The sequence below is a fragment of the Variovorax ginsengisoli genome (assembly GCF_030486595.1).
Classification (GTDB): domain Bacteria; phylum Pseudomonadota; class Gammaproteobacteria; order Burkholderiales; family Burkholderiaceae_C; genus Variovorax; species Variovorax ginsengisoli_B.
The window spans coordinates 147,004-162,086 of the sequence record NZ_JAUJZH010000013.1; the positions used below are offsets into that span (position 1 = coordinate 147,004).

General features: G+C 67.3%; 17 protein-coding genes and 1 pseudogene. 11 read left to right on the plus strand and 7 right to left on the minus strand.

Annotated features, from left to right (window positions below):
• Positions 1-89 precede the first annotated feature (89 nt).
• Positions 90-599, plus strand: coding sequence for a cupin domain-containing protein (locus QZH52_RS18930; RefSeq protein WP_301811958.1), 510 nt, complete (start codon positions 90-92; stop codon positions 597-599).
• 34 nt (positions 600-633) lie between these two features.
• The gene (locus tag QZH52_RS18935; protein ID WP_301811961.1) at positions 634-2,016 is read left to right on the plus strand and encodes an FAD-containing oxidoreductase; all 1,383 of its coding nucleotides are present in this window, start codon (positions 634-636) and stop codon (positions 2,014-2,016) included.
• 67 nt (positions 2,017-2,083) lie between these two features.
• Here the strand turns inward: QZH52_RS18935 and QZH52_RS18940 are convergent.
• Positions 2,084-2,188, minus strand: a pseudogene (locus tag QZH52_RS18940) (SDR family oxidoreductase); the annotation flags it as partial.
• A gap of 1 nt (position 2,189) precedes the next feature.
• Entirely contained in the window at positions 2,190-2,519 is a 330-nt protein-coding gene (locus QZH52_RS18945) for a c-type cytochrome (RefSeq protein WP_301811963.1), read from the minus strand.
• 208 nt (positions 2,520-2,727) lie between these two features.
• Here QZH52_RS18945 and QZH52_RS18950 point away from each other — a divergent pair, with 208 nt between their 5' ends.
• Complete coding sequence (locus QZH52_RS18950) at positions 2,728-3,135, plus strand: CBS domain-containing protein (RefSeq protein WP_301811966.1); 408 nt, start codon at positions 2,728-2,730, stop codon at positions 3,133-3,135.
• Positions 3,136-3,165: 30 nt separating this feature from the next.
• Here QZH52_RS18950 and QZH52_RS18955 read toward each other — a convergent pair whose 3' ends face one another.
• On the minus strand, positions 3,166-3,456 hold the full coding sequence (locus tag QZH52_RS18955) for a DUF1488 family protein (protein ID WP_301811969.1): 291 nt from the start codon (positions 3,454-3,456) through the stop codon (positions 3,166-3,168).
• 230 nt (positions 3,457-3,686) lie between these two features.
• Here QZH52_RS18955 and QZH52_RS18960 point away from each other — a divergent pair, with 230 nt between their 5' ends.
• The gene (locus tag QZH52_RS18960) at positions 3,687-4,340 is read left to right on the plus strand and encodes a BON domain-containing protein (RefSeq protein ID WP_301811972.1); all 654 of its coding nucleotides are present in this window, start codon (positions 3,687-3,689) and stop codon (positions 4,338-4,340) included.
• A gap of 55 nt (positions 4,341-4,395) precedes the next feature.
• Positions 4,396-4,935 (plus strand): hypothetical protein, encoded by a 540-nt coding sequence (locus QZH52_RS18965; protein WP_301812059.1) that lies wholly within the window; start codon positions 4,396-4,398, stop codon positions 4,933-4,935.
• Between the two features lie 11 nt (positions 4,936-4,946).
• Here QZH52_RS18965 and QZH52_RS18970 read toward each other — a convergent pair whose 3' ends face one another.
• On the minus strand, positions 4,947-5,555 hold the full coding sequence (locus QZH52_RS18970) for a nitroreductase family protein (protein WP_301811975.1): 609 nt from the start codon (positions 5,553-5,555) through the stop codon (positions 4,947-4,949).
• Between the two features lie 158 nt (positions 5,556-5,713).
• Between QZH52_RS18970 and groL the strand changes: the two genes are divergently transcribed.
• The gene (gene groL, locus QZH52_RS18975) at positions 5,714-7,348 is read left to right on the plus strand and encodes a chaperonin GroEL (protein WP_301811978.1); all 1,635 of its coding nucleotides are present in this window, start codon (positions 5,714-5,716) and stop codon (positions 7,346-7,348) included.
• An 11-nt stretch (positions 7,349-7,359) separates the two neighbouring features.
• Positions 7,360-7,776 (plus strand): hypothetical protein, encoded by a 417-nt coding sequence (locus QZH52_RS18980; protein WP_301811981.1) that lies wholly within the window; start codon positions 7,360-7,362, stop codon positions 7,774-7,776.
• Positions 7,777-7,920: 144 nt separating this feature from the next.
• Here the strand turns inward: QZH52_RS18980 and QZH52_RS18985 are convergent, their stop codons facing one another.
• Positions 7,921-8,790: a lipid-binding SYLF domain-containing protein gene (locus QZH52_RS18985; RefSeq protein ID WP_301811985.1), complete on the minus strand. Its 870-nt coding sequence runs from the start codon at positions 8,788-8,790 to the stop codon at positions 7,921-7,923.
• Between the two features lie 419 nt (positions 8,791-9,209).
• On the opposite strand from QZH52_RS18985, the gene QZH52_RS18990 reads away from it, so the two are divergent.
• The 4 genes from QZH52_RS18990 (at position 9,210) to QZH52_RS19005 (ending at position 12,913) form a co-directional block, all read left to right on the plus strand.
• The gene (locus tag QZH52_RS18990) at positions 9,210-9,422 is read left to right on the plus strand and encodes a hypothetical protein (RefSeq protein WP_366919307.1); all 213 of its coding nucleotides are present in this window, start codon (positions 9,210-9,212) and stop codon (positions 9,420-9,422) included.
• The gene (locus QZH52_RS18995; protein WP_301811987.1) at positions 9,389-10,309 is read left to right on the plus strand and encodes a L,D-transpeptidase; all 921 of its coding nucleotides are present in this window, start codon (positions 9,389-9,391) and stop codon (positions 10,307-10,309) included. Before QZH52_RS18990 ends, QZH52_RS18995 begins: the two co-directional genes overlap by 34 nt.
• Positions 10,310-10,416: 107 nt before the next feature.
• Positions 10,417-12,159: a PHA/PHB synthase family protein gene (locus tag QZH52_RS19000; RefSeq protein WP_301811989.1), complete on the plus strand. Its 1,743-nt coding sequence runs from the start codon at positions 10,417-10,419 to the stop codon at positions 12,157-12,159.
• A 34-nt stretch (positions 12,160-12,193) separates the two neighbouring features.
• On the plus strand, positions 12,194-12,913 hold the full coding sequence (locus QZH52_RS19005; protein WP_301811991.1) for a beta-ketoacyl-ACP reductase: 720 nt from the start codon (positions 12,194-12,196) through the stop codon (positions 12,911-12,913).
• A gap of 26 nt (positions 12,914-12,939) precedes the next feature.
• Here QZH52_RS19005 and QZH52_RS19010 read toward each other — a convergent pair whose 3' ends face one another.
• Both QZH52_RS19010 and QZH52_RS19015 read right to left on the minus strand, forming a co-directional pair.
• Entirely contained in the window at positions 12,940-14,346 is a 1,407-nt protein-coding gene (locus QZH52_RS19010) for a phenylacetate--CoA ligase family protein (protein ID WP_301811992.1), read from the minus strand.
• 181 nt (positions 14,347-14,527) lie between these two features.
• Positions 14,528-14,950 (minus strand): universal stress protein, encoded by a 423-nt coding sequence (locus QZH52_RS19015; RefSeq protein ID WP_301811995.1) that lies wholly within the window; start codon positions 14,948-14,950, stop codon positions 14,528-14,530.
• Between the last annotated feature and the right edge of the window lie 133 nt (positions 14,951-15,083).

The window sequence follows — 15,083 nt, forward strand, 5'->3', positions numbered from 1 at the left end:
TGATCGGGGCGTGAGACTCGCAGGCCACAGTGGATTCCGGAGCCGCCATCGCGCGATCCGTCCACTCAGCCACCTTCAGGAGTCACACCATGCACACTGCCATCCCCCAATGTCATTCGATCTGGCGCCTGGCCGCGGCCGCCGCGCTCGTCACCGGCGCCTTCGCCGCGCTCGCGCCGGCCGCACAGGCCGGGCAATGCCCCGCCGACAAGGTCGTGGCCGATGGCCAAGGCCAGAAACCCGGTCCCGCCATGCCGAAGGACGTGACCGACGTGGTCCGCTACAGCACCGATCTGTCGAAAGAGCCGCTGGCGTTGCAGGGGCGCCTGTTCCGCCTGCGCCAACTCGAGATGAAGCCGGGAGGCATCGTGCCCTGGCACAGCCACAACGAGCGGCCCGCCATGATCTACATCGTCTCGGGCGAGGTGGTGGAATACGCGAGCAACTGTGCGGTGCCCATCACGCACCGGAAGGGCGACGTTGCACCGGAAAAGAACGGCACCTCCCACTGGTGGAAGAACACGGGCACCACGACAGCCGTGCTGATTTCGGTCGACCTGTTCCCCACCGAGATGAAAATGGACCCTCACGCGATGTAGACCGGCTCGCAGGCACCGAGGAAAGGCGGCCACCATGCAGACACCCTTCGACGCATTGATCATCGGCAGCGGCCAGGCCGGGCCTTTCCTTGCCGTGCGACTGGCCGGCGCCGGCCTGAAGGTCGCACTGGTCGAGCGCGAGCACCTCGGGGGCACCTGTGTCAACGACGGCTGCATGCCGACCAAGACGCTGGTGGCCAGCGCGCGCGTCGCCCACCTGGCACGCCGGGCGAGCGACTACGGCGTGAATGTCGGCCCTTCGGTCAGCGTCGACATGCGTGCGGTCAAGGCGCGCAAGGATCTCGTCGTCCGCAACGCAGTGGACGGCCTCGCGCGGTGGCTCGACGAAACACCGGGCCTGCGCGTAGTCCTCGGCCACGCCCGCTTCGTCGCGCCGCATGCCATCGAAGTCAACGGCGAGACCTTGGAGGCGCCAAGGATCTTCATCAACGTCGGCGCCCGGCCCATGCTTCCCGACTGGCCGGGGATCGCCGACATGCCGGTGCTCACCAACACATCCATGATGGACCTCGATGTCCTGCCCGAGCACCTGGTCGTGGTCGGTGCCAGCTACATCGGCCTCGAGTTCGCGCAGATGTTCCGCCGCTTCGGCTCGCGGGTCTCGGTGCTGGAATACGCGGATCGCGTCATCGCGCGGGAGGACCCGGAGGTCTCGCACGAAGTGCAGGCCATCCTCGAGGGCGAGGGCGTGCGGTTCCTGCTCGGCGTGCGCGAGGCCGTCGTGTCACGAGCGACCGGCGACGCGCCGATTCGCATCGCGTTGAAGTCCGGCGGCGTCGCGCAGGAGGTACGTGGCAGCCATCTGCTCGCCGCGGTGGGCCGGCGTCCCAACAGCGACTGGCTCGACCTCGACCGGGCCGGCATCGCGACCGACGCGCGCGGCTTCATCACCGTCGACGATCAGTTGCGCACCAGTGTCCCCGGCATATGGGCGCTCGGCGACGTCAATGGACTGGGCGCCTTCACCCACACCTCCTACAACGACCACGAGATCGTCGCGGCCAACCTGCTCGACGGCGAAGCGCGCCGCACCACCGATCGCATCCCCGCCTATGCGCTCTTTACCGACCCGCCGCTCGGGCGGATCGGCATGACCGAGGCACAGGTACGGGCATCGGGCCGGCCTGCCCTGGTCGGCGTGATGCCGATGAGCCGCGTGGGACGCGCGAAGGAACGCGGCGAGACGCAAGGCTTCATGAAGGTACTGGTGGACGCGCACACCGAGCGCATCCTCGGAGCGGCGCTGCTGTGCATCGAGGGCGACGAGATCGTGCACTCGCTGCTCGACGTGATGGCCGCCGATGCGTCCTGCCAGGTGATCCGTCGCTGCGTGCACATTCATCCGACCGTCAGCGAGCTGATTCCGACCCTGTTGGGCAACTTGACGCCGCTCTGAGAGGCGGGCTGAGGGTCGCCGCAGTTCCTGAGCGCGCACGCACCTACAACGAGCGCATCAGGCCACAGGCGGCGAGCCCGGCGCGGAATACACCCGATACCGGGAACATCGCGCTGGGCTCCACGGCCCATGCCGACGAGATGTTGATGATCGCGCCGCCCTTCTGCTTCCGATCAGGGCCGCTCGCGCGCCGCTGGCCCCAGTACCACCGGCGGTCCCGAGGGCGCCTTGAATCCATAGAAGCGCTCGTTGAGATACTGCGCGACAGCGGCGATGTCGTCCTCGCTCCAGTTCAACGCGGCTGCGGCTTGCCAGTTCACCACTTGCGCCTGGAGGCTGTTCCAGTCCTTCGCCAGCCTCCGGTCTCGCCAGTGAACCTGCGTGGTGTGGCAGGCGACGCAGTGCGTCGTGTACAGCAGTTCTCCGCGCGACTGGGCAGCGGCCGGCACGCCGGAGAGCGCGGCGACCGCCAGGAGGCACGCTGCCAACGGTGGAACAGTCATGGGATTCCTCTCATTCAGGCCGGCGCAGGCGGGGCCGAAAGGAGAGCATTGCGCAGTGGTGAAGCCCCGAGCTTGATGCAGCGCAATGACAAGCGACGTCATCGCCTCGCGCGAATGGCCGTTCTCTGGTTTGCGCACGATCAAGCCCCGGACGTTCCGATGGATCTAGCGTTCGCTCACGTCCCAACCCTCTTCAGCGAGGAAAGCCATGAGCCAACTGATTTCATCCCTGATGCATGCGAGCGTCCACAGCGCAGGCATGGACGACACGGTGGCGCAGGTCGAAGCATTGCTGGTCGACAAGCGATTGAGCTGGGTCCCGGTCATCGAGCCCTCGAAGCGCGACGCCATCGGCGTCATCAGTGCTTCGGACATCGTCGGCTTCCACGCCCGGTCACGTGACGCCGCCACCACGCGAGCATGGCAGATGTGCACCTACAAACCGATCGTGGTGGACATCGAGACACCCATCGCACTGGTCGCGGCGCTCATGGTCGAACGAAGCGTCCACCATGTGGTCGTCACCGACCGCAACGGCATCGCGGGCGTGGTGTCGTCGCTCGATTTTGTCCGGACTTTCGTTCCAGACCGCGGCGGCCCGAAGACGCTTCCATGAACATGGCGGGGCCGTCGCGCCGGCCTCCGCTCAATTCACCGAATCGGCCGCCAGCGACCACGGAAGCTCGAAGTCGGCGGTCTGCAGCAGCACCGGCTTCTCAGGATCGTGCCGGTAGTGCCGCATTGCCGCCCCCTCGATCCGGTCGGCGTGCTCCCGACACGCCTCGACGAGGCTGTCGCCCCCTCCCTGGGCGCCGAAGATGTCGCGCAACGCATCTTCGGTTATCTCCGCCACGACGCGAGGGCCTCCGTCGCCCTCCGGATAGATCGCGAACAGAACGCTCGCTCGATCGAAGCAGTAGATCGCATCGGTGGTCATGGGATGGCTCCTGTGTCTTTTCGCGCCTTCACGGCGAGACTGTCAGAGTGAAGCCGAACCGGCGCCCGCGCCTTGCGTCAGATCAAGGATCGCGAATGGCGCGCGTTGGCGCCGACTTGATCCAGCGCAAGTCGCGCCGCAGCCCACTGCCTACAGTGGCCCAAGCAGCATCGCAACACGTGTTTCTCGGGTGCGAAATCCGCAAACCTGTCTGTCATGAAAGGAATCATATGAAATCCGACGTCCAACTCAAGGAAGACATCCTGGCCGAGCTGAAGTGGGACCCGATCGTCAATGCCACCGATGTCGGCGTGATCGTCAAGGACGGCGTCGTGACGCTGACCGGCCACCTCGCCAGCTTTGCCGAGAAATACGCCGCCGAGCGGGCGGCTCAGCGAATCGGCGGGGTCAAGGCCCTGGCCGTCGAGATCGAGGTGCGGCCGCCTTTCGCCCACAAGCGAACCGACGCCGAGATCGCTTCGGCCGTGGACAGCGCGATCCAGTGGAACTCCCTGGTGCCGAAAGGCAAGGTCCACCCGATCGTGGAAAAGGGCTGGATCACCTTGAGCGGCGAGGTCGAGTGGGACTACCAGCGGCGTGCCGCGGAAGCCTCGTTGCGCAATCTCCTCGGCGTCGTCGGCGTCACGAACCTGGTCAAGGTCAAGCCGAAGGTGGACGCGACAGGCCTCGGCAAGAAGATCCAGGATGCGCTGGTTCGCCAGGCCACCCGCGAAGCGAGGCACATCGATATCTCGGTCGATGGCGGGCAGGTGACGCTCGAGGGCAAGGTTCACTCCTGGGCCGAACGCAAGGCGGCACAAGGTGTCGCGTGGGCGGCTCCGGGCGTCTCGAGCGTGATCAATCACCTGCACGTCGGCGCCTGACCCACCTCTCGAAGCTTTGGGGGACCTTGCCATGTCATCGAAGATTCTCTTGGCGATGCTCGTTGCCGTGGCAAGTGCCGGAGCGACCGCCGCCGACTACACGGCGCCCGGTCAACTGAGTCCCGCATCGACGCCGACGCAGAAGATTCGCGATGCCGCAAGCAAGGCCGCCCGCGATGCACAGATCGCCGCACAGAAGGCGGCCGACGCAGCCAAGGCCGCGGCCGAGCAGAGCCAGGTGAATGCCGGCAAGGTCTCGCAAGCGATCGCCGAGGCCATCCGCCGGGCGGCGAAAAAAGCGGCGGATTCGGCGAACCGCTTCGAGGAGAAGGCGTCGGAATCCGCCAGCCGGGCGCTCGATGCCAGCAAGGAAGCCGCGCTCAAGGCCCAAGAAGAAGGCAAGAAGGCGTCCGCCGCCACCAGGGAAGCTCTCGCGAAGGCCGAGGCGGCAGTCCAGAGCGCCATGGCTGCCAGCAAGGAAGAAGCCGAGGCGGCCGCTGGCGCAGCGCGTGAGGCGCTGCAAAAGGCCGCAGAGGCCACCCGGCAGGCGGCGCAGGCGGCGAAGGATGCGGTGGCCAGGACGGCCGGCAAATGAACGCCTGCCCGTCAAGCCGTCGCCGCGGCATACCCCACTGACTGCGCCAGCGTGATGCGCTGGTTCGGCGGCAGGCCCAGGGCCTGCGCCAGGCGGCGCCTGTCGATCAAGGCCCGGACCACCGTGCCCAGACCGAGCGCGGCGCAGCAGAGATAGACGTTCTGCGCCATGAACCCGGTGTCCGCGCCGGCAAGGAATGGCCGGTCTTCCGATGCGGCATCGACCATGCGGTCCAGCTCGGCCACGTAGACCAGGTTCAAGGGTGCCTGCGCCACGAAATCCTGTACGCCGGTGGCGCTGCGCAGATCCTCCGGGCTGACCAGAAGCAGGCGGTTCGTGCGAGGGTCATACCGGTAGGTCCCCTCGGCAAGGACGGCGTAGACATCGACCTCTTTCCAGTCGCGCGCCGAGGGCGCGGTACGTCCGCCCACCTGCTCGCGATTGACGCCCGAAGCTGCCCAGAGCAAGGCGGAGAGCGCCGCCGGCGGAATCGGATCGGGCCGGAACGAGCGCGTGCTGTGGCGCCGCTTGAGCACCTGGTCGAGCGTCGCCTGCGCGGGCATGGCCGGCGCCGGCAGCTTGAAGTCATCGGTTTCGAGGTTCAACGGAAGGGTCGACATGACAAGACTCCTGAGACGACGCGACAAGGATCGCGCAATGCCCCCGCCATCTCTTTGACCTGGCGCAATCGATTCGATGCTTGCGCGCGATCAAACCGCCCGCGAATCGGGCGACCTACCGTATGCGGCATTCGTCCAATTTCACCGGAACCATCGCCATGGCAGCCAAACAACTTCTCTTTCGCGAGGAAGCTCGCAGCAAGATCCGCAGCGGTGTGAATACGCTGGCGGAAGCGGTTCGCGTGACGCTGGGTCCGAGGGGCCGCACGGTCATCATCGACAGCGACTACGGCGCGCCGCAGATCGTCAACTCCGGCGTCGTCGTCGCCCGGTCGATGGAGCTCGAAGACCGCTTCGAGAACATGGGCGCGCAACTGCTGCGCGAGGTCGCCGCGCGCACCAGCGAGATGGCGGGCGACGGCACGACGACGGCAACTGTCCTGGCGCACGCCATGATCGAGGAAGGCCTGAAGTATCTGGCCGCCGGCATGAACCCGATGGACCTCAAGCGCGGCATCGACCACGCCGTCGAGGTCGTCGTCGCCGAATTGAAGGCCATCTCGCAGCCCTGCGGATCGTCGCAGGAAATCGCCCATGTCGCCTCGATCTCGGCGAACAACGATCGTTCCATCGGCGAGCTCATCGGCCAGGCGATCGACAAGGTCGGCCGCGAAGGCGCCGTGTCGATCGAGGACGGTTCCGGCCTCGTGAGCGAACTGGAGGTCGTCGAAGGCATGCAATTCGATCGTGGCTACCTGTCGCCCTACTTCGTCAACAACACGGAGAGGCAGACCGTCGAGATGGAGAACGCGCTGATCCTGCTGTGCGACCAGAAGCTGTCGACCATCGCCGACCTGGTCCCGCTGCTCGAGGCGGTTGCGAAATCGGGTGCTCCGCTGCTCGTGATCGCCGAGGACGTGGATGCGGACGCACTGGCCACGCTGGTCGTCAACAGCGTGCGCGGCGTGGTGAAGACCTGCGCGGTCAAGGCGCCGGGCTTCGGCGATCGCCGCAAGGCGATGCTGCAGGACATGGGCGTACTGACCGGCGGCCATGTCCTTTCGAGCGAGCTCGGCCAGACCTTGGCCAAGGCCACCCTCGATCACCTCGGGCGGGCCCGCCGCATCGTGGTCGATCGCGAGAACACGACGCTCATCGGCGGCGCCGGCGACGCGAAGGCGATACGGGAGCGCGCCGCGGCCATCCGGAAGGAACGCGATGCGCAGACCAGCGAATACGACCGCAAGCAGCTGGACGACCGGATCGCCAAGCTGTCCGGCGGCGTCGCGCTCGTGAAGGTCGGCGCGACCACCGAAACCGAGCTGAAGGAGCGCAAGCTGCGGGTAGAGGATGCGCTGCACGCGACCCGCGCGGCCATCGAGGAAGGGATCGTTCCCGGAGGCGGCGTCGCCCTGCTCCGCGCGCGGCGAGCGCTGAAGGATTCGGACGCCTCGAACCTCGACCAGGTGTCGGGCCTGCGGATCGTGCAGCGTGCGCTCGAGGAGCCCCTGCGCCAGATCGTGCTGAACGCCGCGGAGGAGCCTTCCATCGTGCTGCAGCGGGTCGACGATTCGCCACAGCGCAACCACGGCTACAACGCGGCGACGCGCGCGTACGGCGACATGCTGGAAATGGGCGTCATCGACCCGGCCAAGGTGACCCGGCTGGCATTGCAGAACGCGGCATCGATCGCGAGCCTGGTGCTCACGACAGCCTGCATGATCGCCAACGCGCCGAAGAAGCCGTCTGCCGATGCGCGTGCCGGCTTCGATCCGGCCATGGCGGGTCTTTGAGGAGCCTGGCCATGCGTCGTTTGCTGCCCGTCGCCGCCGCGCTGCTCGCGGCCGCGCACTGCGCCGGTGTGATCGCGCGCGATGCGCCGGTGCCGGTCCTGGCCCCGGGCGCATACCTCAGCGGCGGCGTCGGCGACAACGAAAGGCAGCGCATGCGCGAGAGCCGCGACCTCTTCAACCTGCGCCTCGCCTTTGCTGAAGTCGGCACCGGCGCCTACATCCCGGGTGTCGAGGTCCTGATCGAGCCGGTCGGCCCGGGGCCCTCGTACGGGCCATTCGTGGACGTCGGCCCGATCCTCTACGTGACGCTGAGGCCGGGCACGTACCTCGTTCGCGCCACCTATGCCGGCGTGGTCCGTTCGGCGACCTTGCGGGTGGGAAAGGGCGCGACGGCTGCCACGCTCTACTGGCCCGTCATCCCTGGCTGAGCCTGCCGCTGCACGGCGGTCCCGAACGCCGGAAACACCGGCCGCGCGCCGGCCCGCAAGGCCCGCCCGTGAAGATTCGGCCGCCGCGCGCCATCCGACTTTTCGAGGGAGCCGGCGACGTGCACCAGCGGGCAACCGATCGCCTCAAAGGTCCAGCTTGGCCACCCTCTTCAACGCATTCCGCAAGCCCGCTGCCGCGGGATTGCGGGTCTTGCCTTCGACGAGCACCTGGCTCGCCGAGACGGCTTCGCCGTAGTAGGCCCGGTTGAGCGCATCGTCGATATCGATCACTGATCCGTCCATGGCCAGGCCCATGAACACGCCCTGGACCGTCGAATAGGCAACGAACGCGCTGTCGAGGGAAGCACTGCCGGTGACGCCTTTTTTCCAAAGCGAGAATGAAGCCGAGGCGTCTGAACCGAGCTTGACCTTGCCTTCGTACAGCGCCTGCAAGGCCTTCTGCGTCCGCACGACCAGCACGGTCTGGGTCGTCGATGCGCCGACCTGGAGGCCAATGCTGGCGGACACCATGCTGTAGAACACGGGGCCGGCCCAGGCGCCGGTCTCCGGGTCGCGCACCAAGAGCGTCCCCTTGCCGGCGGAGCCCCCGACCAGTTCGGCCGCCTTCACGATCTGCGGAAAGATCAGCACGGCCTTGGCCTGTGCCAGCGCCTGCCTGAAATCTCCCAGATCCGGGTTCTGCGCGAAGGCATTGACCGTCGCCTCGGCCTTCCGGACCCACGCGGCGGCGGCGCTGTCGTCGTCTGCCGCTCGGACCGGCAGGCCACCCAGCGCGGCGGCGAGGCCGAGGGCCGCGCCCGAGACAATGACGCATCGCCTTGCGGGGTTCATGTGTAGCTCCAGAAAAAGGGAAGCGTGTCGCTCGCCTCCGATGGCTCTTTCGATAACTGCTCCGATCGTAGAGAGGGCGACGTCGGGAGGATTGACCTGCGTCAAGTCGTAGGCTGCGCTCGGTGGCGAAGCTTGCGCGCGGTCAAGTTCGGACTCGGCCATCGGCTTTAGCGTCGATGTGTTCGTCCTCGCGCCAAAGGCAGCAGATCATGAAAAAGCACTCGAAGCCCCGCCCCGCCCCCGGGCCGGGACGCACGCGCCGAGCCGCAGCCCCAACCCTTGACGAAGCGCCTGGAGGTGAGTCGCCCCGGCCCGTCTGGGATCCGGACCGAACCGACATCGAACGGCCGAACGAGCTGCCGGAACCTTCGATCGAGAGCGCGTCACGCGATGACGAGCCCGGCGGCGTGGAAGCGGCCGAATCGATCGTGAGGAAGGCCACGCCCTTCGAATAGACGCCGGCCGTCATCGTCCCGATACCGACGATTGACACACTGTTTCCGCTCGATGCGCCAGGTTCGCGATCGCTTTGCGAGGCCCGAATATCTTGGAGTCATGGAATCAATCGCGCACAGGAGACCATGATGAACGCCTCACATGCATCCCAAGCCTATGAACTCCGCTTCAACGCCCTCGCCACAGACCGGCGTTCTTTTTCGTTTCCCTGCGACGCCGCGGGGCATGTCGACCTGGATGCGCTGAGCCAGCGTGTATTCAACAACTACCTGTATGCCCGCGCGATGATGGGCCGGGAAGTGTCGTGGCCGGACGTGCGTCCGAGCACGACGCATTGATCGTCCGCGCCCACATGCCTGGCTGCCGCCGCCACTTCATCGCCGCGTTGGGGTTGGCCCTGGCACTGATCGTTTCGGGAGCCTGCCGGGGCCAGAGCCCGCCAGGGCCCGGCGACCTGCGTTCCGCCTACCTCGAACAGGTCGATCGGCGCCTGGTCGTGCCGCCCGACGAGAGCCTGCGCTACACCCGGATCATGCTCGACGCGCTGGCCGCCGCCGCCGCCGACCTGAGCGCCCCGCAGTACCTTGCATTGGTCGACCGAAGCCCGAACGTCCAGGCCATCTTCATCTTCTGGCTTGCACCGGGCGCGGTGCCCGAACCGATCGGCGCGTCACCGGTCTCGACCGGACGCGGCGGCGAGTTCGACCACTTCCGCACGCCGCTGGGCGTTTTCGAGCACACGCTCGCCAATCCCGATTTCCGCGCCGAAGGCACCTTCAACCAGAACGGCATCCGCGGCTACGGCCTCGCCGGCATGCGGGTCTTCGATTTCGGCTGGCAGCAAGCGGATCGCCTGTGGGGACGCGGCGGCACCAGCACCATGCGGCTGCAGATGCATGCGACCGATCCGGACCGCCTGGAGCCCCGCCTCGGCACCGCGCAATCGAAGGGGTGCATCCGCATACCGGCCGCGCTGAATCGCCTGCTCGACCGCTTCGGCGTGCTGGACGCCGACTACCTCCGGGCCCGCGACGAAGGCGCGCCGCCGTGGGTCCTGCCGGCCACGCAGACGCCGGTCGACGGCAGCGGACGCCTGCTCGTCGTCGTCGATACGCAGCGGACGGAGCGGCCCGCCTGGGCCGCTGGGCCGGCCCTCGTTCGGCCTGGCCCGAAGCGGCTGAGAGTTGATCGGGCGCAAGAAGCCGCCGCGCCCCGCCTTCCTTGAGCCAGGCGCCGCATTTTTATCGACGGATGTCCTGCCGTCTTGACGCTGATCAAGCCCGCCGCTGCAGCCATGGCGAGACTCCAGCATTGCCGTCGAGAACCGAGAAGATGGACGACCCGAAGGATTCACTGGACCGCACCCTGCATGCCGGCATGGCCTGGCTGACCCGGGGCCTGTCGCCCGCCTCCCTGATGCTTGCCTGGTCGGACTGGGCGCTCCATCTGGCCGTGCAGCCGGCGCGCGGCACGCAGGTGCTGATGGTCCGGCCCTGGTTGATGGCGATCGAAGCCGCCATCGAGGCGCTGAAGTCCGCGTCCGGCCGCCGCGCGCCGGAACCCTCCTGGAGCGAAAGCGATCGCCGGCTGTCGGACCCCGCGTGGGATACGTGGCCGTTCAACCTCTACCGCCAGTCCTTCTGCGCCGGCGAACAGTGGCTGCACGCGTTGACCGAAGGCGTGCCCGGCGTCGACCGCCATCACGAGCAGGTTGTGGCCTTCGCGGCGCAGCAGGTGCATGACATCTTCTCCCCGGCGAACGGGCTCGCTTCCAATCCGCAGGTCCTGCAGCGGACGGCGATGACCGGCGGACTCAACCTGCTGCAGGGCGTGCAGAACTGGGCGGAAGACCTGCAGCGCACGCTTCGCCGCCTGCCGCCCCTGGGCGCCGAGGCCTTTGTACCCGGGCAGGCCGTCGCGGTGACACCTGGCAAGGTGATCCTGCGCAATCGCCTTATGGAACTGATCCAGTACTCGCCCACGACAGGGACGGTCCACCCCGAACCCGTGCTCATGATGAGTGCGTGGATCATGAAGTACTACATCCTCGACCTGTCGCCGCACAACTCGCTGATCCGCTATCTGGTCGACAAGGGCCACACCGTGTTTGCGATCTCATGGAGAAATCCCGGCGCCGAAGACCGCGAGCTCGGCATCGAGGACTATGTGGCCCATGGCCTGATGGCCAGCCTGGACGCCATCCGGGCGATCGTTCCCGACAGCCGCGTCCATGCGCTCGGCTACTGCCTCGGCGGCACCTTGCTCGCGATCGGGGCGGCCGCCATGGCGCGGGACGGCGACGATCGGCTGGCGACAGTGACGTTGCTGGCCGCGCAGACCGACTTCACCGAGCCCGGACCGCTCGGCCTCTTCATCGACGAAAGCCAACTCACTTTCCTGGAGGACCTCATGGCACGCCAGGGGTACCTCGATGCCAGGCAGATGGCCGGCGCCTTTGCCCTGCTGCGCGCGGTCGACCTCATATGGTCGCCCATGGTTCAGAACTATCTCCTGGGAGAGCGCGCGCCGATGACCGATCTCATGGCGTGGAACGCCGACGGCACCCGCATGCCCTACCGGATGCACGCCGACTACCTGCGCCACCTGTTCCTCGAGAACCGACTGGCGGGAGGACATTTCAGCGTCGCAGGAAAGCCGGTCTCGCTGGGGGACATCAAGGTCCCGATGTTCGCGGTCGGCACGCGCACGGACCACGTGGCGCCCTGGCGCTCGGTCTACAAGCTGAACCTGCTGTGCGACAGCGACATTCATTTCGTGCTCACCGACGGCGGCCACAACGCCGGCATCGTTAGCGAGCCGGGCCATGCGCACCGCAGCTACCGCATTCTTCGGCGTTCCGCGAATGCGCCCTATGTTTCGCCGGACGCCTACGAGGCTGACGCCGAGGCCGTCGAGGGCTCGTGGTGGCCGGCGCTCCAGGCCTGGCTGGCCGGCCACTCCGGCGCCCGGCGAAAACCGCCCGGCATGGGCAACCCGCGTCGAGGTCTGGCGCCGATCTGCGACGCGCCGGGAACCTACGTCCATTCCTCCCTCCCGACCGAAAGGAAGCCATGAAACCCGAAACGAATCCCCTCCTCGAGGCTTGACCATGCGCGCCGCACTGGTCACCGGCGCAAGCGCCGGCATCGGAGCCGCCACGGCGGAGGCGCTGCTCGGCGCCGGCTACCGGGTCGCAGTGAACTACGGCTCGCGAACCGACCTGGCACAGGCGTTCGCCGCCCGGACCGGCATCCCGGCCTTCGCCTGGAACGTGGCCGATCCGGTCGCATGCCGGGACGGCGTAGCGCGCGTGGAAGCCGAGATCGGCCCGGTCGAGGTGCTGGTCAACAATGCCGGCATCACGCGCGATGCGATGCTGCACAAGATGAGCTTCGAGCAATGGCGCGAGGTGATCGACGTGAACCTCGGCGGTTGCTTCAACATGTGCCGCGCCGTCATCGAAGGGATGCGGGAGCGCCGGTTCGGCCGCATCGTCAACATGGGTTCGGTCAACGGCCTGTCGGGCCAGGCCGGCCAGTGCAACTATGCGGCCACCAAGGCCGGCCTGATCGGCTTCACGAAGTCGCTCGCGCTCGAAGGCGCGTCCCGGAACATCACGGCCAACGTGGTCGCGCCGGGCTATACGGACACGTCGATGGTCGCGGCCGTGCCGTCGGAGGTGCTGTCGCAGATCCTGAAGTCGGTGCCGGCAGGCCGGCTGGCGACCCCGGCCGAGATCGCGCGCGCCGTGGTGTTTCTCGTGTCGGACGAGTCCGCCTTCATCACCGGCATCACGCTGTCGATCAATGGCGGCAAGTACATGCCCTGACCGGCGCCGCGCATCCTGCGCCCGGCTCAGGGCGGCGCCGCCACGACTCGCAGCACCTTTCCGCTGCGCCCGGCACGTCCGGGTTCGCCGCTGCGGCAGCGGACATGCACGCCGACCGCGCCCTGCGATTCGAGGAACCGGTCGAGCACCCGGTGCGCCCGCTCCAGGAGCAGGTCCGCTTCAGTGCCACGCAAGCCGGTGCGCAGCAGCAGCTCGCACGGGCCTTCCTGCACCAGCTGGAAGTCGAACAGGCCGGCGTCGTCCTCGAGCATCGTGGTCAAGGCCAGGGGCAGCACGCTCACCGAGCCTCGGCCGGCTCGCCCGAGATGGAGCGTGTCTTCGCTGCGGCCCTGGACGCGGATCACGGGCAGGCTGGAGCCGCAGCTGCATGGCCCCCGCTGCACGGTGACCCGATCGCCGAGGTCGTAGCGGATCAGAGGCTGCACGTGATTGGCGAGGTTGGTGAGCAGCGTCGTCGCGCCTGCCTCGCCAGGCAGCAGGGCGCGGCCCTGCCCATCGACCGGTTCGAGGATCACCCAGTCGCTGTTGAGATGCAGTTGGCCCTGCTCGCACTCGGACGCGATCGACAGGAACTCCGAAGCGCCGTAGCTGTTGGCCACGGGACAACCGAAGCCCCTGCGGACAAACTCGCGCTTGGCTGGCGAAAGGTCCTCGCCGCCGGTCCAGATCTCGCCCGGCGACGCCCGCAGCCGACCGGCCGCACGCTCCTCGGCAAGCAGGACGGCGGCACTCGGATAGGTCGCGATGACGGTCGGGCGATAGTCGTTCAGGGCGTCCACGATGCCACGAACCGGCTGGAGAAAGGAGATGCTGCGAATCCGGTCCAATCTCACCGGATCCAGGCGACGCAGCCGTTCGATGGACACCGTGCTGGCGAAATGGCCACCTGTCGCCCCGACGAATGCGATGCGGTCCGTCCAGCCCCACGGGTCCCAAAGTCTCTTCAACGGCCTGAGCGCCGGTTGCCGCAAGGCTTCCAGCGCGTCGTACACCGCCATCGCCTTGGCGTCCTGGACAAACATGCCGGGCTCGCCGGTGCTTCCGGAGCTTTCCCACACCACGTAGCGCCCGAGGAAGGGGTCCGCGATGCGGTCAACGTCCGAGACGAAGCGCCGCAAGTCGTCCAGACGCAGGCCAGGGTCGGCGACCCACTCGTCGAAGCGGCCCATCAGATCGGCCTTGCGCGAAATGGGCAGGTCGCTCAACCGCACGCGGTCGAGGTCATGGCCCTCGAGCAGGCCACGATACAGCGGCGAATGCAGCCTCGCCGAAGCGAGCAGGTCGGCCAGCCGTCGGGCCTGCAGTGCGGCAATCGCAGACGAAGACCCGCGAGACGCCAGGGCGACATCGACCGCCATCGCCCCTGACAACCAGGGATCGTGGGCGGACGATCCAGGATGGCGAATGGTCATGAAGGCCTCCTACCGGTGGCGCCCGCAGTCAATGCGCCGGCCAGGCGGAGCGCCGGCATCTCATCGTTGCGATACCCCGGCCCATCCGACCGAGGGTCCCTGATCGGCCTCCCCCAGTCCGGCGGCGACCAAAATCAGAGTCGCGAGCAGGGTCGCGGCGATGAACATGAACGTCTTCATGTCAACGCACCAGAAGAACCGGTACCGTGCATTTCGCCAGCACCTTGGTGGCGACCGAGCCCATCACCAGGTTCTTCAAGGCGCCCACCCCGTGCGACCCCATTACCAGGAGGTCGAACTTGCCCTTTTCCGCATAGGACGCTATCTCGTCCGCCGGGTGGCCCACCTTGTGGACCACCTCCGCGGCGATCCCCTGCTCGGCCAATTGTGCCCGTACGGGCTCGAGAACGACACGGGCATCGTCCTCGTAGTAGGCGTGCACGATGTCCGGCCCGGCGAAAGCCGCGGCCCGGTGCGGAACGGGCAGGACGATGTGCAGCACCGTGAACGCATGCCCCGTCACCCACAGGTCCCGGTGCGCTCCGAGGTAGGAAATCATCCGCTTCGTGTAGTCGCTGCCGTCGACGGCAAGAAGAATCTTCATGGTGCACTCCGGAGAAAGATCTGGGGTCCCCAATGTTCGATGCCAGCGAGCGGACGGAGTTGCGCCAGATCAAATCTCCGACGTGCAATGTCCGGATACTGAAGACCCTCATCACTGGATTCCAGAAGGGCCT